Origin of the sequence: Microbacterium testaceum (assembly GCF_029761935.1) — a bacterium.
GTDB lineage: Bacteria > Actinomycetota > Actinomycetes > Actinomycetales > Microbacteriaceae > Microbacterium > Microbacterium testaceum_A.
The window spans coordinates 3,184,914-3,206,729 of sequence record NZ_CP121699.1; the positions used below are offsets into that span (position 1 = coordinate 3,184,914).

The following is a 21,816-nucleotide window of genomic DNA, read 5'->3' on the forward strand; positions in this document are numbered from 1 at the left end:
TCAGCGCGGAGCGACGGCCTCCCACGCCACGCCCACCTCGCCGAGTCTCCACCGCTCGCGGCGCAGCAGGGGCCACCCCGCGTCCGCCAGGGCCCGCATCGCCGTGCGCCAGCGGTGGACCGGCCCGAACGGGGCGACCACCGCAGCGCGGGTCCACTCCCGATCGAGGGATGCCACGAACTCGTGCACGCGCTCGCCCTCGACGTTGCGGTGGATCAGGGCCTTCGGCAGGCGTTCGGCGGCGATCGCGGGGGAGTCGAGCTCGGCGAGACGCAGCGAGATGGTGAGGCTGCGGGGAACGGCATCCGCCCCCACCTCGGCCCAGGTCGCGATGCGACCGATCTCATCGCAGGTGCCCTCGACCAGGATGCCGTCCGGCTGCAGCCGCGCGCACATGCGGCCCCAGGCGTCGTCGACGTCGCCCTCGTCGTATTGCCGCAGGACGTTCATGGCGCGGATGACCGCGGGGCGACGGCTCCCGGGCAGCGGCACCTCGAACCCGCCGCGCGCGAAGGACACGCCCTCGACGCCGGCGGCCTGCTCGCGTGCTCGGGCGACGCGGTCGGGGTCGATCTCGAGACCGAGGACCTCGGCATCCGGTCGCTGACTGCGCAGACGGGCGAGAAGCTCGAGGGGTGTCACGGCACTCGCGCCGAAGCCGAGATCGACCACGAGGGGGTCGTCGGTGCGGCGGAGGACGGGGTGACGGGCGATCCAGCGATCGATCCGGCGGAGGCGATTGACCCCGGTCGTGCCGCGCGTGGGCCGGCCGACGGGGGAGGGGGTCACCCGAACATTTTGCCAGGCCTCGCGGCCCCGGTCAGCGGCGCTCGTCTCGGTAGCATGGAGTCATGCCTCACACGCTGATCCTCCTCCGCCACGGGCAGAGCGAGTGGAACAAGACCAACCAGTTCACCGGCTGGGTCGACGTGCGACTCACCGATCAGGGCAAGGCCGAGGCGAAGCGCGGCGGCGAACTGCTCGCCGAGTCCGGCGTCCTGCCCGACGTGCTGCACACTTCGGTGCTGAGCCGCGCGATCCAGACGGCCAACCTCGCCCTCGACGCCGCCGACCGCCTCTGGATCCCGGTCAAGCGGTCGTGGCGCCTCAACGAGCGTCACTACGGCGCCCTGCAGGGCAAGGACAAGGCGCAGACCCTCGAGGAGTTCGGCAACGAGCAGTTCATGCTCTGGCGTCGCTCGTTCGACGTTCCGCCGCCGGCGCTGCCCGCCGACGACCAGTACAGCCAGGTGGGCGACCCCCGCTACGACGGCATCGACGGCGAGGTGCCCGACACCGAGTCCTTGAAGATCGTCATCGACCGCATGCTGCCCTACTGGCACAGCGACATCGTCCCCGACCTGCAGGCGGGCAAAACCGTGCTCGTCACCGCGCACGGCAACTCGCTGCGCGGGCTGGTCAAGCACCTCGAGGGCATCAGCGACGCCGATATCGCCGAGCTGAACATCCCCACCGGCATCCCGTTGGTGTACCGCCTCGACGACGACATGAAGCCGCTCGGCCCGGGCGAGTACCTCGACCCCGAGGCCGCGGCCGCCGGTGCCGCCGCCGTCGCCGCTCAGGGCAACAAGCACTGACGCCGGAACAGAAGAGGGGGTGGATGCCGATCGGCATCCACCCCCTCTTCTGTTGTTCTGGGCTCAGATGACCGGGCTCGGTTCGTGAGCGGACTCGTCGTCGGCGCCGGCCCAGTCGCCCGTCGCGAGGTAGACGACCTTCTTCGCGACCGAGACGGCGTGGTCGGCGAAGCGCTCGTGGTACCGGCTGGCGAGGGTGGCGTCGACCGTGGCGGTGGCCTCGCCCTTCCAGGAGTCGCCGAGCACCTTCTCGAAGACGCTGACGTGCAGCTCGTCGATGTCGTCGTCGGCGTCGCGGATGGCCTCGGCGATGCGGAGGTCCTGCGTGCGCAGCAGCTCGGCGAGCTTGCGCGCCACCTCGACGTCGAGCTCGCCCATGCGGGTGAAGGTGCTCTTCAGGCCCTTGGGGATGGCCCGCTCGGGGAAGCGCGAACGCGCCAGCTGGGCGATGTGCTCGGCCATGTCGCCCATGCGCTCGAGCGAGGCGCTCACGCGGAGGGCGGTGACGACGATGCGCAGATCGCGGGCGACGGGCTGCTGGCGGGCGAGGATCTCGATCGCGAGCTCGTCGAGCTCGAAGGCCTTCTCGTCGATGACGGCGTCGGCTTCGATGACCTCTTCGGCGAGGGAGACGTCGCTCGTGCCGAAGGCTCGCGTGGCGCGGTCGATCGCGACGGTCACGAGGTCGGCGATTTCGACCAGTCGGCTCTGAACGTCCTCGAGGGACTGGTGGAATACTTCGCGCATGGCGGGTACCTTCCTCGTCGGCGGCACGGCACATAGGTGTCCCGCAACCCTCGGGGATTCTTCCCAGCGAAGGTTAACGAGTGGTGCTGTGACAGTGAATAGTAGCCTCTGCCGCGGCGTGCACGGGGGTGAACGGCCGGTGACGCCCGAGAGGCGGCTCTACGCTGGGGGCATGGAACAACCGCAGCTCGTGCTGCTCGCGCTCCTCGCAGGACTCCTGGTCGGGGCCGCGGTGGTCGGCCTCGTGGTCGCAGCCCTCCGCGCCCGCGACCGTTCCCTCGCACAGACCTCCTCGGAGGTCCCCGAGGGTGTGGAGGCCATGCTGGGGGCGATGGACGACCCCGCATTCGTCTGCGACACCTCATCGACCGTGCTGGCGCTCTCGCCGGCCGCCGAGGTGTTCGGCGTCCACGCCGGAGAGGTGATCGCCAGCGAGGAGCTCAAGCGCGTGTCCCGGGTGGCGCGCGACACCGGCTCGGGCATCGCCGAGAACCTGCGCCTGCGCCGCGGCGCCGCTCCCGCCGAACCGCGCCTCGTGGCCGTGCGGGCCACGCCCATCTCGGCCCGCCTCACCCTGCTCGTCCTGCGCGACATCACCGAGCACGAGCGCGTGGAAGAGATGCGCCGAGACTTCGTGGCCAACACGAGTCACGAACTGAAGACCCCCGTCGGCGCGGTGAGCCTTCTCGCCGAGGCGATCGAGTCCGCCGCCGACGACCCCGCCCAGGTGCGGCACTTCTCGTCGCGCCTGCAGGCGGAGGTCACCCGACTGGCTGCGCTCGTCAACCGCATCCTCAGCCTCTCGCGCCTGCAGGCCTCCGACGAGCTGCGCGACGTGCGCGACGTCTCGATCGACGAGGTCGTCACGGCCGCGGTCGAGGGGTACGCGATCCAGGCGGATGCCGCCCAGGTCACGGTGGTCCGCGGGGGGACGAAGGGCCTGTGGGTGCGCGGGGAGCCGCAGATCCTCACCGAGGCCGTCGGCAACCTGGTGGCCAACGCCATCGCTTACTCGCCCGAGGGATCGAAGGTCGGAGTGGGCATCAAGCTCGACGACACGGTCGTCGAGATCGCCGTCACCGACCGCGGGATCGGCATCCCCGAGAGCGACCAGCACCGCGTCTTCGAGCGCTTCTACCGCGCCGACCAGGCGCGCTCGCGCCGGACCGGCGGAACGGGACTCGGCCTGTCGATCGTGAAGCACGCCGTCCAGCGCCACGGGGGAGAGGTGCGGCTGTGGTCGCGGCCCGACCGCGGCTCGACCTTCACCATCCGCCTTCCGATGTCGGAAGCTCCCGACCTCGAGAGCGTCCGTCCCAAACCCCGTCGCAAGGGCCGCAAGGGCTCCGCGACGACCCCCGTACCCGCGAAGGGAGACACCGCATGACCCGCGTTCTGATCGTCGAGGACGAACCCGATCTGGCCGACCCGCTGGCCTACCTACTGCGCCGGGAGGGGTACGAGGTCGAGATCGCCGAGGACGGCGCCCTCGCACTGGTCGCCTTCCGCGAGCGCGGAGCCGACATCCTCCTGCTGGATCTCATGCTCCCCGGGATGCCGGGGACCGAGGTGTGCCGTCAGGTGCGTCTGACCTCTCAGGTGCCGATCATCATGCTCACGGCGAAGGATTCCGAGGTCGATATCGTCGTCGGCCTCGAACTCGGCGCCGACGACTACGTCACCAAGCCGTACTCGACCCGCGAACTCCTCGCGCGGATGCGGGCCGTGCTGCGCCGCCGCACGCCCGAGGAGGCCGACCTCGACGACCGCGTCCTGTCGGGCGGGCGGGTCGTGCTGGACATCGATCGCCACACGGTCGCCGTGGACGGCGGCGAGATCAACATCCCCCTCAAGGAGTTCGAGCTGCTCGAGGTGCTCATGCGCAACGCCGGCCGCGTGCTCACGCGCGGTCAGCTCATCGACCGCGTGTGGGGGACCGACTACTTCGGCGACACCAAGACCCTCGACGTGCACATCAAGCGCATCCGCTCGCGCATCGAGCAGAACCCGAGCGAGCCGAGCATGCTCGTGACCGTGCGCGGTCTGGGGTACCGCTTCGAAGCCTGACCCCCGCGGGAACGACGAAGGCGCCGACGGAGACCGTCGGCGCCTTCGTCGTTCGTTCAGGACGCGGGAGTCGCGCTCGGAGTCGGGGTCGGCGTGGCCGAGGGCGTCGCCGGGATCGAGAACGTGGCCTCGGGGCTCGGTGCCAGGGGAGCAAGGTACTCGAGTGCACCATCGAGCACGGGGACCTGGATGAGTGCGCCCTGCCCGTCGCCGGACTGGAAGTAGACGGGCACGGTCGAGCCGGGCACGGCGTCGATGTCGTCGAGGCGCAGCGGCTCGACGTCGTCGGCCAGGTCGCCGAGGCTGAGGGTCCGGTTGGCGGGAACGTTCACCGAGGAGCGGACCGCGGTCGAACCCTCGCCGACCTCGAGGCGCAGCGTGAGCGGCTCGGTGGTGTCGTTGACGATGGCCGCGACGAAGTTGCCGGTCGTGCCGTCGTCGTTGGCGACGATCAGCGCGTTGCGCACGTGCAGCGGGCCGGAGTCGGCCGGCACGTTCACGCCGTCCGAAGCGGAGTAATCGATGGTGGTCGCCTGCGGGGCGAGGATGTTGCATCCAGTCGTGCCGAGCACGACAGCGGCACCCACGGCGATGGACGCGATCAGGCGCGTTTTCACGGATCCTCCAAGATCGACAGACGGCATCCAGATCATCCTACGGGGTCCGCGGTGTCGAGCCGCCCCCACGCGCGCGAGGAGCGGAAGGTCGCGGGGTGGGCGGAACCTTAGCGCATGCGGGCCTGTGGTATCCTGGATGTTGCCGAAAGGACATAACTCCATGCTTTTTGAGGTTGGCGAGACCGTCGTTTACCCGCACCATGGCGCGGCCACGATCATCGAGGTCAAGGAACGCGTTATCAAGGGTGAGACGAAGAAATACCTGAAGCTCAACGTCACGCAGGGAGACCTCGTCATCGAGGTCCCGGCTGACAACGTCGACCTCGTCGGCGTTCGCGACGTGATCGGCAAAGAGGGTCTCGACCGCGTCTTCGAGGTGCTGCGCGCACCCTTCACCGAGGAGCCGACCAACTGGTCGCGTCGCTACAAGGCGAACCTCGAGAAGCTCGCGTCGGGCGACGTGATCAAGGTGAGCGAGGTCGTCCGCGACCTGTGGCGCCGCGATCAGGACCGCGGTCTGTCCGCCGGCGAGAAGCGCATGCTGGCCAAGGCCCGTCAGATCCTCGTGTCCGAGCTCGCTCTGGCCGAGAAGACCGACGAAGACCGTGCGAGCGTCGTGCTCGACGAGGTCCTCGCGTCCTGACGCCCCGGCGCCGGGACCCCCGCGCTGACGCCCCGCCCCCGTCGTCGAGAACCGATAACGAGGCCGGGGCTTTCGGCGTTCCGCGGCGCCTGTCGGGTCGCGCTAGCGTGAACGGGTGACTCTCACCCCCGTTCCCCGTCTCGCGGTCATCGTCGTCGCCGCCGGCTCCGGCACCCGTCTGAAGGGGGGAGCGCCGAAGGCGTTCGTCGGCATCGACGACCGGTCGATCTTGCACCACGCCCTGCGCGGTGTGTTCGCGGCGACGACCGCGCAGGTGGTCGTCGTGGTGCCCACGGGGTACGAGGGCGAGGCGTTGACCGATGCGCGGGATGCCGCGGGCGATCGCGCCGATCTCGTCACCGTCGTGGTGGGCGGCGCCACTCGTCAGGAATCGGTCCTCGCGGGCCTCGACGCGCTGTGGGCCGACGTCGAGATCGTCCTGGTCCACGACGCGGCGCGCGCGCTGACGCCCGCCGCCGTCTTCGACCGTGTGGTCGCGGCGATCGACGCCGGAGCCGCGGCGGTCATTCCGACGCTCCCCGTGGTGGACACCATCAAGCGGGTCGATGAGGACGGACGCGTGGTCGGACCCGTCGACCGCTCGGAGCTCGCCGCCGCTCAGACCCCTCAGGGCTTCCTGCGGACCGTGCTCCGATCGGCGCTCGCGTCGGTCGATGTCGACCACACCGACGACGCGGCGGCCGTCGCCGCAGCGGGGCATTCCGTGGTCACCGTCGAGGGGGACGCCGTGGCGTTCAAGATCACGACCGGACCCGACCTCGACCGTGCTCGAGCTCTTCTGCAGGCGATTCCCGCTGCATCCCTCGTCCAGGCGCCGGTGCACACGGCGCCGCGCGTGGGGATCGGCACCGACGTGCACGGTTTCGGCGGCGAGGGGACGCTCTGGCTCGCGGGCCTCGAATGGCCGGGGGAGCAGGCGCTCTCGGGCCACTCCGACGGTGACGCCGTCGCCCACGCGATCGTCGACGCGCTCTTGGCGGCCGCGGGTCTCGGTGACATCGGCACGCACTTCGGCACGGACCGGCCCGAATTCGCCGGGGCGCACGCCGCCGCCTTCCTCGCGCACACCGTCGGACTGCTCGGAGCCGCAGGGTGGCGCATCGGCAATGTGTCGGTGCAGGTGCAGGCGAACCGCCCGCGCTTCGCGTCGCGTCGCGTCGAGGCCGAGCAGGTGCTGTCGGCCGCCCTCGGCGGTGCGGCGGTATCGGTGAGCGCCACCACGACGGACGGTCTCGGTTTCACGGGACGCACCGAGGGTGTGGCCGCCTTCGCGTCGGCATTGCTCCTGCCGGCCTAGAGCTCGCGCGACATGAAGGTGGAGAGCGGGTCGGGCGCGTAGGGCGCGAACGCCGGGCATTCGACGAAACCCTCGCTGGCGTAGAGGCGTCGCGCGGGCACGAAGTTGTCGGTGCTCCCGGTCTCGAGCCACAGACTTCGGATGCCGCGCTCCCGCGCATCGTCCATGATGTGCCTGAGGATGGCGCGACCGATCCCCTGGCCGAGGAAGCCCTCCACGACCCGCATCGACTTCAGCTCGGCCCGGCCCCCGTCCAGGTCCTTGCACGCGCCGATACCGGCGAGTTCGTCGTCCACCCACGCGGACCACACCGTGACGCCGTCGGCGGCGAGACGGTCCACGTCGAGCGCGTGCACGCTCTCGACGGGTGTGTTCTCGAGCATGCCGGCGAGGTGCGCGGCGACGAGAGCGCGCGTGGCGTCTCCGGACAGGTCATCGGGGCGGATCATGAGGGGCACTCCCGCACCCTAACGACCCCGTGTTTCACGCTCGGGTCGCGCGGGAAGGCGGCCGGTAGGCTGGGGCGGTGACTGTTCGGCTCTACGACACGAAGGCGCAGGCTCTGCGCGACTTCGTCCCCCTCGACCCCTCGAACGTCACGGTGTACGTCTGCGGGCCGACCGTGCAGTCGGGTCCCCACATCGGTCACGTCCGCGCGGCTCTCGCGTTCGACCTGTTGCGCCGCTGGCTCGCCCACCGCTACGGTCGCGTCACCTTCGTGCGCAATGTCACCGACATCGACGACAAGGTCCTCGCCAACGCGCGGGACACCGAGCCGTGGTGGGCCCTCGCCTATCGCATGGAGCTCGAGTTCTCGCGGGCCTACGAGGCCGTCGGCATCCTTCCCCCGACGTACGAGCCCCGCGCGACCGCTTCGGTGACGCAGATGCAGGAGCTCATCTCGGAGCTCATCGAGCGCGGTCACGCCTACGCCGCTGCCGGAGACGTGTACTTCGACGTCCGATCGTGGCCCGCCTACGGCGAGCTCACGCGGCAGAGCCTGGATGCCATGGAGCCGGCCGCCGACGCCGACCCCCGGGGCAAGAGGGACGCGCGCGACTTCGCCCTGTGGAAGGGCGCGAAGCCCGGGGAGCCCGTTTCGGCGACCTGGGCCTCGCCGTGGGGTGCGGGGCGCCCGGGCTGGCACATCGAGTGCTCGGCGATGTCGCGTCGATACCTGGGGCCGGAGTTCGACATCCACGGTGGCGGCCTCGACCTGCGCTTCCCTCACCACGAGAACGAGATCGCCCAGTCGACCGCCGCCGGGGACCCGTTCGCCCGGTACTGGGTGCACAACGGGCTCGTCACCGTCGACGGGCAGAAGATGTCGAAGTCGCTGGGCAACTTCACCCTCGCCTCCGACGTGCTCGACGCCCACGAACCGCTCGTGGTGCGCTATGCCCTCGCTGCGGCCCACTACCGCTCGAATCTCGACCTCACCGAAGCCTCCTGGGCCGAGGCCGAGGCGGCTCTCGGTCGCATCCGGACCTTCCTCGACCGAGCCGGTCGCCTCGTGAAGCCGGGATGGTCCGAGGCGAAGGAGGGGCTCCCGACGGAGTTCGTCGAAGCGATGGACGACGACCTCTCGGTGCCACGGGCGCTGGCGGCGATCCACACGAGCATCCGCTCGGGAAATGCGCTGCTCGACGCCGGCAAGTACGATGAAGCGAAGCAGGACGTCTCGGACGTCTCGCAGATGACGCTCGTCCTGGGTCTCAACCCTCACTCTTCTCAGTGGGGTGGCACCGGCGGGGGAGCGGAGACCGCCGCTCTGGACGCCCTCGTCCAGACGATGATCACGCAGCGTGCGCAGGCACGCGCGGACAAGGATTGGGCGGCCGCGGATCGCATTCGAGACGCGATCGCCGCCGCAGGAATCACGCTGGAGGACACTCCGGCCGGAACGCATTGGAGTATCGATGGCTAAGCCTGGACGCCCGGGAGCACGCAACCCCGGCAAGAAGAAGGGACCCCTGAAGGGGACCGGCGGCCACGTCCGCAAGGGACTCGAGGGGCGCGGACCCACCCCCAAGGCCGAGGACCGCGCCTGGCACCCCGCGGGCAAGCGCAAGGCCGCCCAGGAGCGCTACGCCGCCGCCGGCGGCAAGGCGAAGCCGGGCGTGCGCGCCGTCGGCAGCAACCCGAACCGCAAGAGCCCCAAGGCGGCCGACGATACCGAGACGGTCACCGGCCGCAACTCGGTGCTCGAAGCGCTCCGCGCGAAGATCCCCGCCACGGCGATGTACGTCGCCCAGCGCATCGAGATGGACGACCGCGTCAAAGAGATGCTGTCGATGGCGACCAACCGCGGCATCCCCGTGCTCGAGGTCACCCGCCCCGAGCTGGACCGCATGGCCGGCTTCGACGGCGTGCACCAGGGCGTCGCCCTCAAGGTGCCCCCGTACGCGTACGCCCACCCGCAGGACCTGCTCGAGCAGATCATCGACAAGGGCCAGGTGCCCCTGCTCGTCGCGCTCGACGGCGTCACCGACCCCCGCAACCTCGGCGCGATCATCCGCTCGACGGGCGCGTTCGGCGGTCAGGGGCTGATCATCCCGCAGCGTCGGTCGGCGAGCGTCAACTCCGCCGCGTGGAAGACCAGCGCCGGGGCCGCCGCCCGCATCCCCGTCGCCCTGGCGGCCAACCTGACGGCCACGCTGAAGGAGTTCAAGAAGCAGGGCGTCTTCGTGCTCGGCCTCGACGGCGACGGCGACGTCTCGCTGCCCGACCTCGAGCTCGCGGATCGTCCCGTCGTGATCGTCGTCGGCTCGGAGGGCAAGGGCCTGTCGCGCCTGGTCACCGAGACCTGCGACCAGGTCGTGTCGATCCCGATCTCGGCCGTGACCGAGTCGCTCAACGCCGGCATCGCGGCATCCGTCGCCCTCTACCAGGTGTCGACGCTCCGCGCGGCTCGGTGACCTCCACGATCCGGCTCTGAAAGCCCGACGAACACGCCGGGTCGCATTGCCCGGGCGCCCCGATCACGGCACGCTGGATGAGGACGTGGTTCCGTCCAGCAGACTGACGAAAGGAACGCCCATGCCCCGCATCGCCGTCATCGGAGGCACCGGCTACGCCGGCAGCCACATCGTGACCGAAGCCGTGCGCCGCGGCCACACCGTGGTCTCGGTCGCCCGGTCGGTTCCGGCCGAGCGCATCGAGGGAGCGACCTACGTCGAGGGCACCGTGCTCGACGTCCCCGGGCTCGTCGCCGAGCTCGAGGGGGTCGACGTGGTCGTGTCGGCCGTGGCCCCGCGCGGTGACATGGAGGGCAAGCTGCGCCCCGCGATCGCCGAGCTCGTGGCCGCGCTCCCCGACGGCGTCCGCATCGGCGTCGTGGGCGGCGCGGGTGGATCGCTGGTCGCCGAGGGCGGCCCGCGCCTGGTCGACACCGCCGAGTTCACCGAGGAGTTCAAGCCCGAGGCCCTCGAGGCGTACGGCATCCTCGAAGACCTCCAGGCCGACGACACCGGTCGCGATTGGTTCTACATCCACCCCGCCGGAGGCTTCGGCGCGTGGGCACCGGGAGAGCGCACCGGGTCATACCGCGACGGCGGCGACGTGCTCGTCGTCGACGACGAAGGCAACTCGTTCATCGGCGGTGCCGACTTCGCGATCGCGGTGCTCGACGAGATCGAGAACCCGAAGCACTCGCGCGAGCGCTTCACCGTGGGGTACTGAGCCCGCGAGACACCGAGGCCGTGGCATCCGGGATCGAATCCGGATGCCACGGCCTCCGTCGTTCCGGGCGCGCGGTGCCCGGCCCGAGGGGCGATCAGACCAGGTCGCGCCAGTCCACCGCGTCGGTGTCGGTCGTGGGGACCTCGCCGGTCTCGGGAGCGTCGGCGTCGGAGACCGTCGGCAGGGACATCGTGTCGGTGGGCGGGCCCATCACGGTGGCCTCGTCGCGACGGTGACGCAGGACGTCGTCGATGTACGAACTCACGACCTCGGCCAGGGGCACCGAACGACCGCGCGCCTGCGACATGTACCAGCGGTGTTCGAGCACCTGGTGGAACACTTCGGCGGGCTCGAGCTTGGCGCGCAGGTCCCACGGGATCGCCATGACGATCGGCTCGAACACGCGGGTGAGCCACTCGTGCGCGACCATCTCCTCGTCGGCACCGAGGCGCGACACCCGGGCACGGAATTCGTCCAGATCGTTGAGCAGACGACGGGCCTGGTTCTCTTCGACATCGAGGCCGGTCAGGCGGAGCAGACGGCGCTGGTGGTGTCCGGCATCCACCACCTTGGGCTGGATCGACACCTTCGTGCCGTCGCTGGCCGTGCGGATCGACATCTCGCCGATGTCGAAGCCGAGGGCGTTCAACCGATGCACGCGCTCGGTGATGCGCCATGACTCGTCGACGGCGAAGGACTCCTTGTCGGTGAGAGCCCCCCACAGCGAGTGATACGACGAGACGAGACCGTCGGCGATGGCCACGGCATCCACTCCGCCCTCGAGGCGGCCCCCGGCCTCGAGATCCATGATCTCGCCGGCGATGTTGATGCGGGCGATGTCGAGATCGTGCGCACGCTGACCCGGCGTCAGGCGGTTGCCGTGCAGCTCACCCGTCTCGGCGTCGACCAGGTACGCGGCGAACTCGCCGGCGTCCCGGCGGAAGAGGGTGTTCGACAGTGAGACGTCGCCCCAGTAGAAGCCCACGTTGTGCAGGCGCACCAGCAGCACGGCGAGGGCATCGACGAGGCGCGTCGCGGTGTGCGGACGGAGCACCTGCGTGAACAGGGCGCGGTAGGGGAGCGAGAAGCGCAGGTGCGCCGTGACGAGCGCGGCGGGGAGGGGGCGACCCGAGGCGTCGGTGCGACCGGCGATCACGGCGACGCGGTCGACGCAGGGGGCGTCGAGACGGTCGAGGTTGCCGAGCATGTCGTACTCGCGCCGCGCCATCTCTTCGGTCGTCTCTTTGATGGCGACGACCCGACCCGACAGGTTGGCGAAGCGCACGAGGTGCCGCGAGATGCCCTTCGGGAGCGCCACGATGTGGCTGCTGGGCCAGTCGGCGAGACCGGTCGACCAGGGCAGCTGCAGGAGGCCCGGGTCGACGGTGCTCGCCGTGATGCTGAGGGATTCGGACACGGGTACCTCCGGGGAAACGGTGCGGCGCGCCCCCGACCCGACGGATCGGGATCGAGGACGCGCCGCGTCGATGCGTGGGTCAGGCCGAAGCGATGGCCCGGTCGGTCAGGCGCTCGCCCGACTCGAGGTCGAACACGTGGACGTGTCCGGGGACCGGGGCCAGCACGACCGTCTCGCCCGCGTTGGGGTGACGGCGACCGTCGACGCGCGCGACCAGGTCGGTGCGCTTGCCGTTGATGTCGGTGTGACCGTAGAGGTAGCCGTCGGCGCCGAGCTCCTCGACGAGGTCGACGACGACCGAGAGGCCGCGGCCGTCGGCGGGAGCGACCTGGATGTCCTCGGGACGCACGCCGATGGTGACCTCGGAGCCGTTGGCCTTGCCGATGGTGTCGGCCTCGACGGGAACGACCAGGTTGCCGAACTGCACGCCACCCTCGGCCAGGTCGGCGGTGAAGAGGTTCATCGCGGGCGAGCCGATGAAGCCGGCCACGAAGACGTTCTTCGGGGTCTCGTACAGGTCGCGCGGGGTGCCCACCTGCTGGAGCAGGCCGTCCTTCAGCACGGCGATGCGGTCGCCCATGGTCAGGGCCTCGGTCTGGTCGTGGGTGACGTAGACCGTGGTGACGCCGAGGCGACGCTGCAGCGATGCGATCTGGGTGCGCGTCTGCACGCGGAGCTTGGCGTCGAGGTTCGACAGCGGCTCGTCCATGAGGAAGACCTGGGGCTGACGCACGATGGCGCGACCCATGGCGACGCGCTGACGCTGACCACCCGAGAGGGCCTTGGGCTTGCGGGTGAGGTACTGCTCGAGGTCGAGCAGCTTGGCGGCCTCGAGCACGCGGGCGGCGCGCTCTTCTTTGCCGACGCCGGCGATCTTGAGCGCGAAGCCCATGTTCTCGGCGACGGTCATGTGCGGGTACAGCGCGTAGTTCTGGAACACCATCGCGATGTCGCGGTCCTTGGGCGGGACGTCGGTGACGTCGCGGTCGCCGATGAGGATGCGACCCGAGTTGACCTCTTCGAGGCCGGCGAGCATGCGCAGCGACGTGGACTTGCCGCAGCCCGAGGGGCCGACGAGGACCAGGAACTCGCCGTCGGCGACGTCGAGGTTCAGCTTGTCGACCGCGGGGCGGGTGCCGCCCGGGTACAGACGGGTTGCGTTGTCGAAGGTGACGGACGCCATGTTTTCTTCTCCTTCACCGGCAGGTACGTGCCGGACGATCCGTAGTGAATGGAATGAACGGGGGCGACCCCGTGCGCCCGACGCTGGGCGTATTCGTCAGTATCGCACGTGTCTGGTCATTTCTCAGCCAGCCTGGCTACCATCGATGCTCGGTCGCCCCACCCGCGCGGCCCCCCTGATTTCATGCGGCATCGTCCGTGCCCGGAAGGTTTCATGTCCAACGACCAGTCACCGAATGTGCCAGCAGAACGCGACCGCCGTGAGGCGGTGCGCGAGAAGGCGCAGCAGGTCAAGGCGAAGCAGACGCGATGGCGCATCGTGCGCCGCTCGCTGCTGGGTGTGGGCGCCGTCGCCGTGATCGCGGTCGCCGCGGTGGGAGTCTCGCTCGCGCTGAACTCCCGCGAGGCCCGCTCGCAGGCTCTCCCCGACGCGGCGACCGACGACGGCTTCGTGATCACCAACGCCTCGCAGGTGGCTGACCCCCTCGCCGACCAGACCGTCGACGGCAGCGCCGCCACGACGTCGGCTCAGGCCACCCCGCCCGGAGACGCGCCGGCGCCCACCGCCGAGGCGACGCCGGAGCCCACGGGCACGGCCGCTCCCGTCGACATCCGCGTGTACGTCGACTACATGTCGGCCGAGGCCCGCGAGTTCCAGTCCGCGAACGCCAGCCAGCTGTCGAAGTGGGTCGGAGACAAGGCCGCGACCCTCACCTATTACCCCGTGGCGATGTTGACGTCCAAGTCTAACGGCACGAAGTACAGCCTGCGTGCGGCCGGTGCTGCCGCCTGCGTCGCGACCCACTCGTCCGACCGGTTCTTCGCGTTCAATCACGAGCTGCTCACCAACCAGCCCGCGGTCGACTCCGACGGCTACAGCGACCAGCAGCTCGCCGACATGGCGCAGGGCGCGGGCGTGAGCGACATCGGAACCGTGCGCGACTGCATCGAAGACGAGACGTACACGGCCTGGGCGAAGGCGGCGACCGATCGTGCCATCAAGGGGCTGCCCGGCACGAAGGGGCAGGCGCTGACGGCGACCCCGACCGTGCTCGTCAACGGCACGGAGTACGTCGGGAACATGGACGACGCGAAAGAGTTCGCCCAGTTCGTGCTCACCGTCGACAGCAACGCGTATTACTCGACCGCCACCCCAACGCCGTCGAGCACGCCCTCGACGACGCCCGCGGGCTGAGTCGGTCCCTCGGAGAGGCCCGTGGTGTGCAATTCTGGTCATATGAACGAGGAGCTTGAGGACTCCCCGCCGCGGCGGTCCCTGGCGCAGCTGAAGGTCTGGGTGCAGGAGTTCCGTGAGCAGGGGCACCTGTTCGCCGGCCAGCTGAAGGTCGTCGAGCAAGAGGACGCCGACAGTCAGGACACCGGTCTCGTGGTGATGAACCTGATGAACGCGCGCGCGTCGATCTATATGCAGCCCAAGGGCTACGACGAGCCGCTGTGGGAGGCGACGTTGACGTCGCGTCCCGACGATCTCACCCTCACGCCCCACGAGATGGCGAGCCTGGCCGCCGAACTCGTTGTCGCGGGCAACCTCTGCGCGTTCCTGCAGTGGAAGTCCCTCGAGTGGGACCGCGAGAGCGGAACCCACACCGTCTGATGCGTCGGAGCGGCCCGCCCGCCGCTCTAGACTCGTCCATCGAGACGCTCCCCGTCTCACGCCGGCTTGGCGCAATTGGTAGCGCACCGTACTTGTAATACGGGGGTTGCAGGTTCAAGTCCTGTAGCCGGCACCCCATTCATTCCCTGCGCGGGATCGCTCAGATGACGTCGAAGGGCGTGTCGTCGTCGTCGTAGTTGATCGACGGCGGCGCCCAGGCGGCCTGCTGCGCATCCGCCGTGTCCTCCTGCAGATGAACCGTCACGACGGAGATGGTGACCGAGGTGGCGGGGGTGACGAGAATGCTCAGCTTGCTGCCGTCGTCGGTGGTCACCGTCAGGAAGCCTCCACCGGCGTGGACGGCGGCGAGGACCTGACGGCGCAGGTCGTCCGCGTGCTCAAGGGGCGCGAGCGCGTGCGAGACGCCGTCGACGGCGATCCGCAATCGTTCGATGCTCTGTCCCATGACACGCACGGTAGGCGTGTTCCATCGATGCCGGACGGGGGTTGCCGGAACGGGGGAGCGCGAGGCACACTGCGGGACGTCAACCCCCGAGGGAGTTTCACCGGAACGCGCCTCGGAAACGTAAGCTCGCCCCGTGACCGTCGCCGACATCGAAGACTCCCCGCCGCGGCGCTCCCGCGAGCAACTCCAGGTCTGGGTGGACGAGTTCGAAGAGAACGAGCACTGCATCGCGGGCAGCATCTCGGTGGCGCCCCAGGAGGACGACGGAGGAGATGACACCGGACTGGTGATCGTGCGCCTCCTGTACGCATCGTCCTCGGTCTACATGAAGCCGCGCGGATACGACGACCCCCTGTGGGAGATGACGATCTCCCCGCAGCCTCGGGAACTCGGGTTGTCCGTGCACGAGATCGCCAGTCTCGCCGCCGAACTCGTCGTGGCGAGCAACCTCTGCACGTTCCTCCAGTGGAAGTCGCTCGAGTGGGACCGCGAGAGCGGCCAGCGAGGATCCTCCGCGGGCGCGGCGCCCTCGAACCCCCGCTGACGTCCTCGCGGACTCAGCTTTCGTGCGCGGCGGTCCACTCGCGGAACGGCGAGGTCGAATCGTCGACCGGGATCTGCTCCGAGGGCAGGGCGCGTTCCTCCACCGGTTTGGCGTACTCGTCGTAGAAGGTGGCCAGGCTCATGAGTCTGTTGCCGTCTTCGTAGTGCTCGCCCTCTTCTTCCCGCGTCACGGCGTACACGAGACGATCGGGTTGCGCGTAGTACACGGCGCCGAGGCACATGGGGCACGGGTAGGCGGTGACGAACATGTCGAAGCCCGTCAGGTCGGAGATGCCCTTCTCCGCGGCGGCGCGGATGGCGCGGATCTCGGCGTGCGCCGTCGGATCGCCCTCCTGCGAGACGTGGTTGACCGCCTCGACGATGATCTCGCCGTCTTTCACGATGAGGCAGGCGAAGGGCTTTCCCCCGTTCCGGACGTTCTCCCTGGCTCGGGAGATGGTCAGGGCGGAGAGCTCGGCGTCGTTCATGGCCTCACCGTAGGCGTTCAGCCCGACGCGGATCGGCCCTTGCCCTCCCCACGGTCGGCGTGCCAGGCGTTCACGACAGAGCCCGCGCCAGAGCGACGAGGAACACCGCCGCCGCGACGATCATGGCCAGGCCCGCCAGCAGAGCCCCGGCGATGGCGAGGGCGCGAAGGGGTCCCCTGCGGCGGCTTCCGTCCAGGGCGAACAGGAGGGTGCAGACCGAGACCACCAGGACGAGAAGATCGCCGATCAACCCGGGCGGTGCCCAGACCGAGGTCGCCATCGCGACGACCCCCGCGCCCAGCGCGGCGAGGTGCCACGCGTGGTTGCGTGCGGGACGGGAATCCTCGGGCACGACTCAGCGCATCCGCACGCGCAGCCACCGCACACCGTGGGGCGCGAGGGTGATTCCGGCACCCAGCCACACGGGGTGCGACGACACCAGGTCGAGCGCCTCCGGGACCAGTCCTGACAGGGTTAGGGCGTCGACCTCGACCGACGAATCGGCGACGTTCGCCAGCACCAGGACCGAGAATTCGCGTCCCGGGCGGAGGAAGGAGACGACGGATGCCACGTTCGCACCGAACGCGATCAGTTCGTTGCCCGCGAATTCCGGCGTCGACCGGCGGACCTCGGTGAGGCGCGAGAGCCGAGAGAAGACGCGACCGGCCGGGGTGCCGGCATCCGTTCGATTTTCATAGTTCTGCGCGGGACGGAAGGGGCGGTTGACCCACCGACTGTCGTCGGCCTCGTCCGCTCGTTCGGTGTAGGTGTAGTCGTTCAGTTGGGCGACCTCGTCACCGAGGTAGAGCAGGGGGATGCCACCGGTCGAGAGCGCGAGGGCGTGGGCGAGCACGACCCGGTCTTCGCCCCCGGCGTCTCCCGCTTCGACCCCGGCCAGCGAGGCGGTGGTTCCCGTGACGCGGGCGTCTCCCGTGCGCGGGTTCTCTTGGAACGGCACGCCGCGCGCGAACGAACCCTCGGCCCGGCCGACGTAGAAGTCGTTGAGGAATCGGCGGTGCGGGGACGCGTCGATGCCCAGCTCGGCGGCATCCTCGTCGGCGAAGGTCCACCCGATATCGTCGTGGCTGCGCACGTAGTTGACCCACGCGGTGCCGGGCGGGAGGGCGTGGCGGCGCTCGAGCGCCTGCTGCAGCAGGCGGCCGTCGCGGGTAGCGAGAGCCTCCCAGGTGAGGGCCATCTGCAGAGGGTTGTACGAGATCTGGCACTCGTCCGGCGAGATGTAAGAGATCACCTCGTCGGGGTGCACGATGGCCTCCGACTTGAACAGCAGGCCCGGGGCCGCCATGCGCAGGACCGCGTTGAAAGCCTGCAGCAGCAGGTGCGCCTCGGGGAGGGACTCGCAGGTGGTGCCGAGCTGTTTCCAGATGAAGGCCACGGCATCCATGCGGAGGATCTCGACGCCCTGGTTGGCGAGGAAGAGCATCTCGCCCGCCATCGCCTCGAAGACGGCGGGGTTGGCGTAGTTGAGATCCCACTGGAAGTGGTAGAACGTCGCCCAGATCCAGCGGCCGTCGTCGAGCTGGACGAACGAACCCGGGTGGTCGTCGGGGAAGATCTCCCTCGTGGTCCGCTCGTAGGCGTCGGGCATCTCGCGGTCGGGGAAGATCAGGTAGAAGTCCTCGTACCCCGCCTCGCCCGCGAGGGCCTTCTGCGCCCACTCGTGCTCGTTGCTCGTGTGGTTGAAGATGAAGTCGACCACGAGCGAGATCCCCGCCCGGCGCAACTCGGTCGCGAGGGCGGCCAGCTCGTCCATCGTTCCCAGCGCGGGGTTCACGCGCCGATAGCTGGACACCGCGTAGCCCCCGTCGCTGTTGCCCTCGGGGCTTTCGAACAGCGGCATGAGGTGCAGGTAGGTGAGACCCAGTTCGCGGAAGTACGGGATCGATTCCCGGATGCCGTGGAGTCCGCCCGCGTACCGGTCGACGTAGCAGACGCCACCGAGCATGCCCTCGCTCTCGAACCAGCCGGGTGCGCTCTCGCGTTCGCGGTCGAGGGCCTTCAGCGTCCGCGGACGCGCCAGCCACGACGTGCGTGCGAGATCGACGACGGATGCCAGACGCTCGAGGCCGTCGGGACGCTCGCCGTACAGCCGCGTGAACAGATCGTGCAGGCGCGGAAGGTGCTGCTCGGCATGTGCGAGGAACTCGCGGTCGGTGTCGGCCGCGCGGAGGTCGTCGATCAGACGCGAGACGTCGTCGGAGCCGGGGTGGAGCTGGGTCACGGATCACAGCCTGACGCATCCGGAGGTCAGCGGTCGACAGCGACGTGCCGCCGCGGGCTCGGGGGCGAGGGCGGGGTGGCCCGACCCCGCGTCGTACGATCGACGGTGGCCCCCGTGCGGGGGCGCGAGGGGAGAGCCGTGGCGGAGCGGGGAACGGTCGGCGTGGCCGTCGGGGGAGCGGTGCTCATCGGCGCCCTCACCGCGCTGCAGGCGCGTATCAACGGCACCCTCGGGGCGGAGATCGGCGACGGCTTCGTCGCGGCCGCGGTGTCGTTCAGCTCCGGACTCGTGATCCTCATCGTCCTGTCCGCCCTGATTCCCGGGGGCCGACGCGGGTTCGGTCGCCTGGTCGCCGGCATCCGGACCCGAACCATCCCGCCCTGGATGCTGCTCGGGGGTCTGGTCGGGGCGTTCACCGTCGCGAGCCAGGGGCTGACGGTCGCGACCATCGGCGTGGCACTCTTCACGGTCGGTTTCGTCGCGGGTCAGACCACCGGGGGAATGGTGCTCGACCGCATCGGCTACGGGCCCGCCGGGGTCGTACCGGTGACGGTTCGCCGTCTGGTCGGCGCTCTGCTCGCCATCGCCGGAGTCGTCGTGTGCCTGTCGGGCGACGCGCTCGGCGGGGTTCCGCTGTGGATGCTCGTCGTCCCCGCGATCGCGGGAGCAGGAGTGGCTTGGCAGCAGGGCACCAACGGTCGCCTGCGCGTGCGCGTCGAGAGCCCGCTCACCGCGACGCTGGTGAACTTCATCGGCGGGACGGTGGTCCTCGTGATTGCCGCAGGTGTGCACGTCGGCCTCGTGGGGGCTCCGCGCACGATCCCGACCGAGCCGTGGCTCTATCTGGGCGGGGCGGTGGGCGTGATCTACATCTTCTTGTCGTCCGTCGTCGTGCGCCGCACGGGGGTGCTGCTGCTCGGCCTCGGGTCGGTGGTCGGTCTTCTCACGACCTCCGTGCTGCTCGACGCGCTCTGGCCGGCCCCGGCCGCCCCCTCCACTCCGGTGGCCCTGCTCGCCGCAGCCGTGGCCATCGCCGGGGTGGCCGTCGCCGCCGTGCCGTGGAGGCGCCGCCGCCGCTGACCGCGAAACGACGACGCCGCCGAGGACGGCTGTCCCACGGCGGCGTCGATCGGAGGAAGGTCAGAGACGCGTCTCGTCGACCGTGCGCTTCTTCGAGCCTCCGGGCATGCGCGACAGGTGCTTCGCGGCATCCACGGTCTTTCGTCGAGTGGCGCGGGTGCGCGGGGGCTTCCCGCCGACGTACAGCCAGCCGAGCAGGACCTCGCCCTTCGCGAGCCCGTGCGCCTTCGCGAGCACCTTGCTGCGGGTGTTGTCGTCGGTGCGCCAGAACACGCCGAAGCCCGCCTCATCGAGCACGAGGCTGAGCATGTGGGCGACCCCGGATGCCACGGCCTCCTGCTCCCACGCGGGGATCTTCTTCGAGCTGAGGTCGGCGACGACCGCGATGATCAGCGGAGCGCGGCGGGGCTTCGACGAGTACCCCTTCTTGCCGTCGGCCTTGTTCAGAGCTCGCGCGAGCACGTCGCGATCGGCGCCGCGGATCTCGATGAGCCGCCACGGGCGCAGGCTCTTGTGATCGGCGACGCGACCGGCCGCGGCGACGAACGTCTCGAGCTCGGGGCCGGTGGGGGCGAGGTCGGTGACCTTCGACCACGACCGGCGGTCGCGCATCGCCTCGAGCGCGCTCATGCCTCGTCGACGGGGGAGTCGGCGGGGGTGAAGTTCAGCGACAGCGAGTTCATGCAGTATCGGTCGCCGGTGGGCGTGCCGAATCCGTCGGGGAAGACGTGACCAAGGTGCGACCCGCAGTTCGCGCAGCGGACCTCGGTGCGCTGCATACCGTGGCTGTTGTCCTCGAGCAGCTCGACGGCCTCGGGACGGACCGACTCGTAGAAGCTCGGCCACCCGCAGTGCGAGTCGAACTTGGTGCCGCTCTGAAACAGCTCGTTCCCGCATGCGGCGCAGGTGTAGAAGCCGGCACGGCTCTCATCGAGCAGCTCACCGGTCCAGGCGCGCTCGGTTCCCGCCTGACGGAGCACCGCGTACTGCTCGGGGCTGAGCTCGGCGCGCCACTGGTCGTCGGACTTGTCGACGGCGTAGGTCATGTTCACTCTCCTTCTTCGCTTCCATTCTCTCGTGCCCGAAGACGGTCAGGTCGTGACGGCATAATCTCCCGGGTGACTCAGGATGCCGTGACCGCCGTCGTCGACCGCTACCGGCGGTTCGCGCGAGACGAAGCCCCCGGCCGTTCGGCGGTGTACGAGGCGTGGGCCCGCCGCGTCACGGACGACGCCGCGGTGGCCGCGGCGCTCGCGCGCATCCCCGAGGCACGGCGGCAGCCTCCCCTCGTATTCGCGGTCATGCGCCTGCTCGGAGCGCCGCTCGACGACGTCGACGCGTGGGGCTCGTTTGTCCTCGACCACGCCGACGCGATCGTCGCCGAGTGCGGGCGCCGGAGCGTTCAAACCAACGAGCCTCTGCGCTGCGCCGCCCTGCTGCCGGCGCTTTCGCTGATCGAGGGGCCGATCGCCCTGCTCGAGGTGGGAGCGAGCGCGGGGCTGTGCCTCTTTCCGGACCGGTACTCGTACCGGTATCGCCGCGGCGGCGAGCTCGTCACGCTCGATCCCGCCGACGGGCCGAGCTCCGTCGTGCTCGACAGCGACCTCGAGGGACACCCCGACCTGCGCGTGCCCGAGATCGTCTGGCGGGCCGGGATCGACCTGAGCCCCCTCGACGCTCGAAGCGAGCAGGACCGCTCGTGGCTCACGGGTCTCGTGTGGCCGGGCGAACGGGGGCGCCTCGAGCGCATCGAGCGAGCCCTCGACATCGCCGCGGCCGCTCCGCCCGTCCTCGTCGCCGGTGATGGGGCCGGCGCGCTTCCCGCGCTCGCCGCGGCCGCTCCGGCCGGGGCAACGCTCGTCGTGACGACCCCCGGAGTGCTCGCGCACGTCCCCCGCGTCCATCGCGCCGCGGTGATCGACGCCGCGCGGACGGCGGGCAGGTGGATCACCCTCGACGCGCCCGGGCTGCACGACGGGTGGACGAGACGCCCGGAGCCCGCGCGCGGCGGGTTCGTCCTCGCCCTCGACGGCGAGGTCCTCGCGGAGGTCGATCCGCTCGGGGCGTGGGTGGCGTGGCATCCGGAATCGCGGGCGGCGGCGCAGTAGCGTG

The 21,816-nt window shown here is 70.1% G+C and carries 25 protein-coding genes and 1 tRNA gene; 14 read left to right on the forward strand and 12 right to left on the reverse strand.

The window, feature by feature from the left end:
• Positions 1-789 carry a class I SAM-dependent methyltransferase gene (locus QBE02_RS15230; protein WP_279366480.1) on the reverse strand — a complete coding sequence of 263 codons (789 nt, stop codon included), beginning with the start codon at positions 787-789 and terminating at the stop codon, positions 1-3.
• Positions 790-851: 62 nt separating this feature from the next.
• Between QBE02_RS15230 and QBE02_RS15235 the strand changes: the two genes are divergently transcribed.
• Positions 852-1,598, forward strand: a complete 747-nt coding sequence (locus tag QBE02_RS15235) for a phosphoglyceromutase (RefSeq protein WP_074696629.1) — start codon at positions 852-854, stop codon at positions 1,596-1,598.
• 63 nt (positions 1,599-1,661) lie between these two features.
• Here QBE02_RS15235 and phoU read toward each other — a convergent pair whose 3' ends face one another.
• Positions 1,662-2,345 (reverse strand): phosphate signaling complex protein PhoU, encoded by a 684-nt coding sequence (phoU, locus tag QBE02_RS15240; protein WP_074696631.1) that lies wholly within the window; start codon positions 2,343-2,345, stop codon positions 1,662-1,664.
• A 172-nt stretch (positions 2,346-2,517) separates the two neighbouring features.
• Between phoU and QBE02_RS15245 the strand changes: the two genes are divergently transcribed.
• Entirely contained in the window at positions 2,518-3,732 is a 1,215-nt protein-coding gene (locus tag QBE02_RS15245; RefSeq protein ID WP_056229261.1) for a sensor histidine kinase, read from the forward strand.
• Positions 3,729-4,412, forward strand: coding sequence for a response regulator transcription factor (locus QBE02_RS15250; protein WP_056229258.1), 684 nt, complete (start codon positions 3,729-3,731; stop codon positions 4,410-4,412). The genes QBE02_RS15245 and QBE02_RS15250 overlap by 4 nt, the downstream gene beginning before the upstream one ends.
• 56 nt (positions 4,413-4,468) lie before the next feature.
• Here QBE02_RS15250 and QBE02_RS15255 read toward each other — a convergent pair whose 3' ends face one another.
• Positions 4,469-5,029, reverse strand: a complete 561-nt coding sequence (locus QBE02_RS15255; protein ID WP_279366481.1) for a DNA modification methylase — start codon at positions 5,027-5,029, stop codon at positions 4,469-4,471.
• A 160-nt stretch (positions 5,030-5,189) separates the two neighbouring features.
• On the opposite strand from QBE02_RS15255, the gene QBE02_RS15260 reads away from it, so the two are divergent.
• Positions 5,190-5,672: a CarD family transcriptional regulator gene (locus QBE02_RS15260; RefSeq protein ID WP_056229249.1), complete on the forward strand. Its 483-nt coding sequence runs from the start codon at positions 5,190-5,192 to the stop codon at positions 5,670-5,672.
• Between the two features lie 115 nt (positions 5,673-5,787).
• Positions 5,788-6,990: a 2-C-methyl-D-erythritol 4-phosphate cytidylyltransferase gene (gene ispD, locus QBE02_RS15265; RefSeq protein WP_279366482.1), complete on the forward strand. Its 1,203-nt coding sequence runs from the start codon at positions 5,788-5,790 to the stop codon at positions 6,988-6,990.
• On the opposite strand, the gene QBE02_RS15270 is transcribed toward ispD, so the two are convergent.
• Positions 6,987-7,439, reverse strand: a complete 453-nt coding sequence (locus QBE02_RS15270; RefSeq protein WP_279367900.1) for a GNAT family N-acetyltransferase — start codon at positions 7,437-7,439, stop codon at positions 6,987-6,989. The two genes, ispD and QBE02_RS15270, sit on opposite strands and share 4 nt — an antisense overlap.
• A 77-nt stretch (positions 7,440-7,516) precedes the next feature.
• Here QBE02_RS15270 and cysS point away from each other — a divergent pair, with 77 nt between their 5' ends.
• The 3 genes from cysS to QBE02_RS15285 all read left to right on the forward strand — a co-directional run bounded on the left by cysS (position 7,517) and on the right by QBE02_RS15285 (position 10,671).
• Complete coding sequence (gene cysS / locus QBE02_RS15275) at positions 7,517-8,917, forward strand: cysteine--tRNA ligase (protein ID WP_279366483.1); 1,401 nt, start codon at positions 7,517-7,519, stop codon at positions 8,915-8,917.
• Positions 8,910-9,908: a 23S rRNA (guanosine(2251)-2'-O)-methyltransferase RlmB gene (rlmB, locus tag QBE02_RS15280; RefSeq protein WP_279366484.1), complete on the forward strand. Its 999-nt coding sequence runs from the start codon at positions 8,910-8,912 to the stop codon at positions 9,906-9,908. Before cysS ends, rlmB begins: the two co-directional genes overlap by 8 nt.
• Before the next feature lie 121 nt (positions 9,909-10,029).
• Positions 10,030-10,671 (forward strand): NAD(P)-dependent oxidoreductase, encoded by a 642-nt coding sequence (locus tag QBE02_RS15285; protein ID WP_279366485.1) that lies wholly within the window; start codon positions 10,030-10,032, stop codon positions 10,669-10,671.
• Between the two features lie 94 nt (positions 10,672-10,765).
• On the opposite strand, the gene QBE02_RS15290 is transcribed toward QBE02_RS15285, so the two are convergent.
• A complete protein-coding gene (locus QBE02_RS15290; RefSeq protein WP_279366486.1) occupies positions 10,766-12,088 on the reverse strand; it encodes a DUF4032 domain-containing protein in 1,323 nt (440 codons plus the stop codon).
• Positions 12,089-12,167: 79 nt separating this feature from the next.
• Positions 12,168-13,271 (reverse strand): ABC transporter ATP-binding protein, encoded by a 1,104-nt coding sequence (locus QBE02_RS15295; RefSeq protein ID WP_279366487.1) that lies wholly within the window; start codon positions 13,269-13,271, stop codon positions 12,168-12,170.
• Between the two features lie 213 nt (positions 13,272-13,484).
• Here QBE02_RS15295 and QBE02_RS15300 point away from each other — a divergent pair, with 213 nt between their 5' ends.
• The 3 genes from QBE02_RS15300 to QBE02_RS15310 all read left to right on the forward strand — a co-directional run bounded on the left by QBE02_RS15300 (position 13,485) and on the right by QBE02_RS15310 (position 15,018).
• Positions 13,485-14,465 carry a DsbA family protein gene (locus QBE02_RS15300; protein WP_279366488.1) on the forward strand — a complete coding sequence of 327 codons (981 nt, stop codon included), beginning with the start codon at positions 13,485-13,487 and terminating at the stop codon, positions 14,463-14,465.
• A 42-nt stretch (positions 14,466-14,507) separates the two neighbouring features.
• A complete protein-coding gene (locus QBE02_RS15305) occupies positions 14,508-14,885 on the forward strand; it encodes a hypothetical protein (RefSeq protein ID WP_279366489.1) in 378 nt (125 codons plus the stop codon).
• Positions 14,886-14,945: 60 nt separating this feature from the next.
• Positions 14,946-15,018, forward strand: a tRNA-Thr gene (locus tag QBE02_RS15310).
• A 27-nt stretch (positions 15,019-15,045) separates the two neighbouring features.
• On the opposite strand, the gene QBE02_RS15315 is transcribed toward QBE02_RS15310, so the two are convergent.
• Entirely contained in the window at positions 15,046-15,351 is a 306-nt protein-coding gene (locus QBE02_RS15315) for a hypothetical protein (protein WP_268104395.1), read from the reverse strand.
• 133 nt (positions 15,352-15,484) lie between these two features.
• On the opposite strand from QBE02_RS15315, the gene QBE02_RS15320 reads away from it, so the two are divergent.
• Entirely contained in the window at positions 15,485-15,895 is a 411-nt protein-coding gene (locus tag QBE02_RS15320) for a hypothetical protein (protein ID WP_279366490.1), read from the forward strand.
• Positions 15,896-15,908: 13 nt separating this feature from the next.
• On the opposite strand, the gene QBE02_RS15325 is transcribed toward QBE02_RS15320, so the two are convergent.
• The 3 genes from QBE02_RS15325 to QBE02_RS15335 form a co-directional block, all read right to left on the reverse strand.
• On the reverse strand, positions 15,909-16,382 hold the full coding sequence (locus tag QBE02_RS15325) for a nucleoside deaminase (protein ID WP_279366491.1): 474 nt from the start codon (positions 16,380-16,382) through the stop codon (positions 15,909-15,911).
• Between the two features lie 70 nt (positions 16,383-16,452).
• Positions 16,453-16,734 (reverse strand): hypothetical protein, encoded by a 282-nt coding sequence (locus tag QBE02_RS15330; RefSeq protein WP_074696645.1) that lies wholly within the window; start codon positions 16,732-16,734, stop codon positions 16,453-16,455.
• A 3-nt stretch (positions 16,735-16,737) separates the two neighbouring features.
• Positions 16,738-18,624, reverse strand: a complete 1,887-nt coding sequence (locus QBE02_RS15335) for an amylosucrase (RefSeq protein WP_431844571.1) — start codon at positions 18,622-18,624, stop codon at positions 16,738-16,740.
• A gap of 138 nt (positions 18,625-18,762) precedes the next feature.
• Between QBE02_RS15335 and QBE02_RS15340 the strand changes: the two genes are divergently transcribed.
• Entirely contained in the window at positions 18,763-19,704 is a 942-nt protein-coding gene (locus QBE02_RS15340; protein ID WP_279366492.1) for a DMT family transporter, read from the forward strand.
• Positions 19,705-19,764: 60 nt separating this feature from the next.
• On the opposite strand, the gene QBE02_RS15345 is transcribed toward QBE02_RS15340, so the two are convergent.
• Entirely contained in the window at positions 19,765-20,334 is a 570-nt protein-coding gene (locus tag QBE02_RS15345; RefSeq protein WP_279366493.1) for a nitroreductase family protein, read from the reverse strand.
• Positions 20,331-20,750 (reverse strand): peptide-methionine (R)-S-oxide reductase MsrB, encoded by a 420-nt coding sequence (gene msrB, locus QBE02_RS15350; protein ID WP_056229208.1) that lies wholly within the window; start codon positions 20,748-20,750, stop codon positions 20,331-20,333. The genes QBE02_RS15345 and msrB overlap by 4 nt, the downstream gene beginning before the upstream one ends.
• 72 nt (positions 20,751-20,822) lie before the next feature.
• Between msrB and QBE02_RS15355 the strand changes: the two genes are divergently transcribed.
• The gene (locus QBE02_RS15355) at positions 20,823-21,812 is read left to right on the forward strand and encodes a DUF2332 domain-containing protein (protein WP_279366494.1); all 990 of its coding nucleotides are present in this window, start codon (positions 20,823-20,825) and stop codon (positions 21,810-21,812) included.
• The last annotated feature ends 4 nt before the right edge of the window (positions 21,813-21,816 follow it).

Excerpts from the sequence above, each read along its gene's own strand:
- QBE02_RS15235 (WP_074696629.1), top strand. The coding sequence starts at position 852 with ATGCCTCACACGCTGATCCTCCTCCGCCACGGGCAGAGCGAGTGGAAC.
- phoU (WP_074696631.1), bottom strand. The coding sequence starts at position 2,345 with ATGCGCGAAGTATTCCACCAGTCCCTCGAGGACGTTCAGAGCCGACTG.
- QBE02_RS15245 (WP_056229261.1), top strand. The coding sequence starts at position 2,518 with ATGGAACAACCGCAGCTCGTGCTGCTCGCGCTCCTCGCAGGACTCCTG.
- QBE02_RS15250 (WP_056229258.1), top strand. The coding sequence starts at position 3,729 with ATGACCCGCGTTCTGATCGTCGAGGACGAACCCGATCTGGCCGACCCG.
- QBE02_RS15260 (WP_056229249.1), top strand. The coding sequence starts at position 5,190 with ATGCTTTTTGAGGTTGGCGAGACCGTCGTTTACCCGCACCATGGCGCG.
- QBE02_RS15270 (WP_279367900.1), bottom strand. The coding sequence starts at position 7,439 with ATGATCCGCCCCGATGACCTGTCCGGAGACGCCACGCGCGCTCTCGTC.
- rlmB (WP_279366484.1), top strand. The coding sequence starts at position 8,910 with ATGGCTAAGCCTGGACGCCCGGGAGCACGCAACCCCGGCAAGAAGAAG.
- QBE02_RS15285 (WP_279366485.1), top strand. The coding sequence starts at position 10,030 with ATGCCCCGCATCGCCGTCATCGGAGGCACCGGCTACGCCGGCAGCCAC.
- QBE02_RS15295 (WP_279366487.1), bottom strand. The coding sequence starts at position 13,271 with ATGGCGTCCGTCACCTTCGACAACGCAACCCGTCTGTACCCGGGCGGC.
- QBE02_RS15300 (WP_279366488.1), top strand. The coding sequence starts at position 13,485 with ATGTCCAACGACCAGTCACCGAATGTGCCAGCAGAACGCGACCGCCGT.
- QBE02_RS15305 (WP_279366489.1), top strand. The coding sequence starts at position 14,508 with ATGAACGAGGAGCTTGAGGACTCCCCGCCGCGGCGGTCCCTGGCGCAG.
- QBE02_RS15315 (WP_268104395.1), bottom strand. The coding sequence starts at position 15,351 with ATGGGACAGAGCATCGAACGATTGCGGATCGCCGTCGACGGCGTCTCG.
- QBE02_RS15325 (WP_279366491.1), bottom strand. The coding sequence starts at position 16,382 with ATGAACGACGCCGAGCTCTCCGCCCTGACCATCTCCCGAGCCAGGGAG.
- QBE02_RS15345 (WP_279366493.1), bottom strand. The coding sequence starts at position 20,334 with ATGAGCGCGCTCGAGGCGATGCGCGACCGCCGGTCGTGGTCGAAGGTC.
- msrB (WP_056229208.1), bottom strand. The coding sequence starts at position 20,750 with ATGACCTACGCCGTCGACAAGTCCGACGACCAGTGGCGCGCCGAGCTC.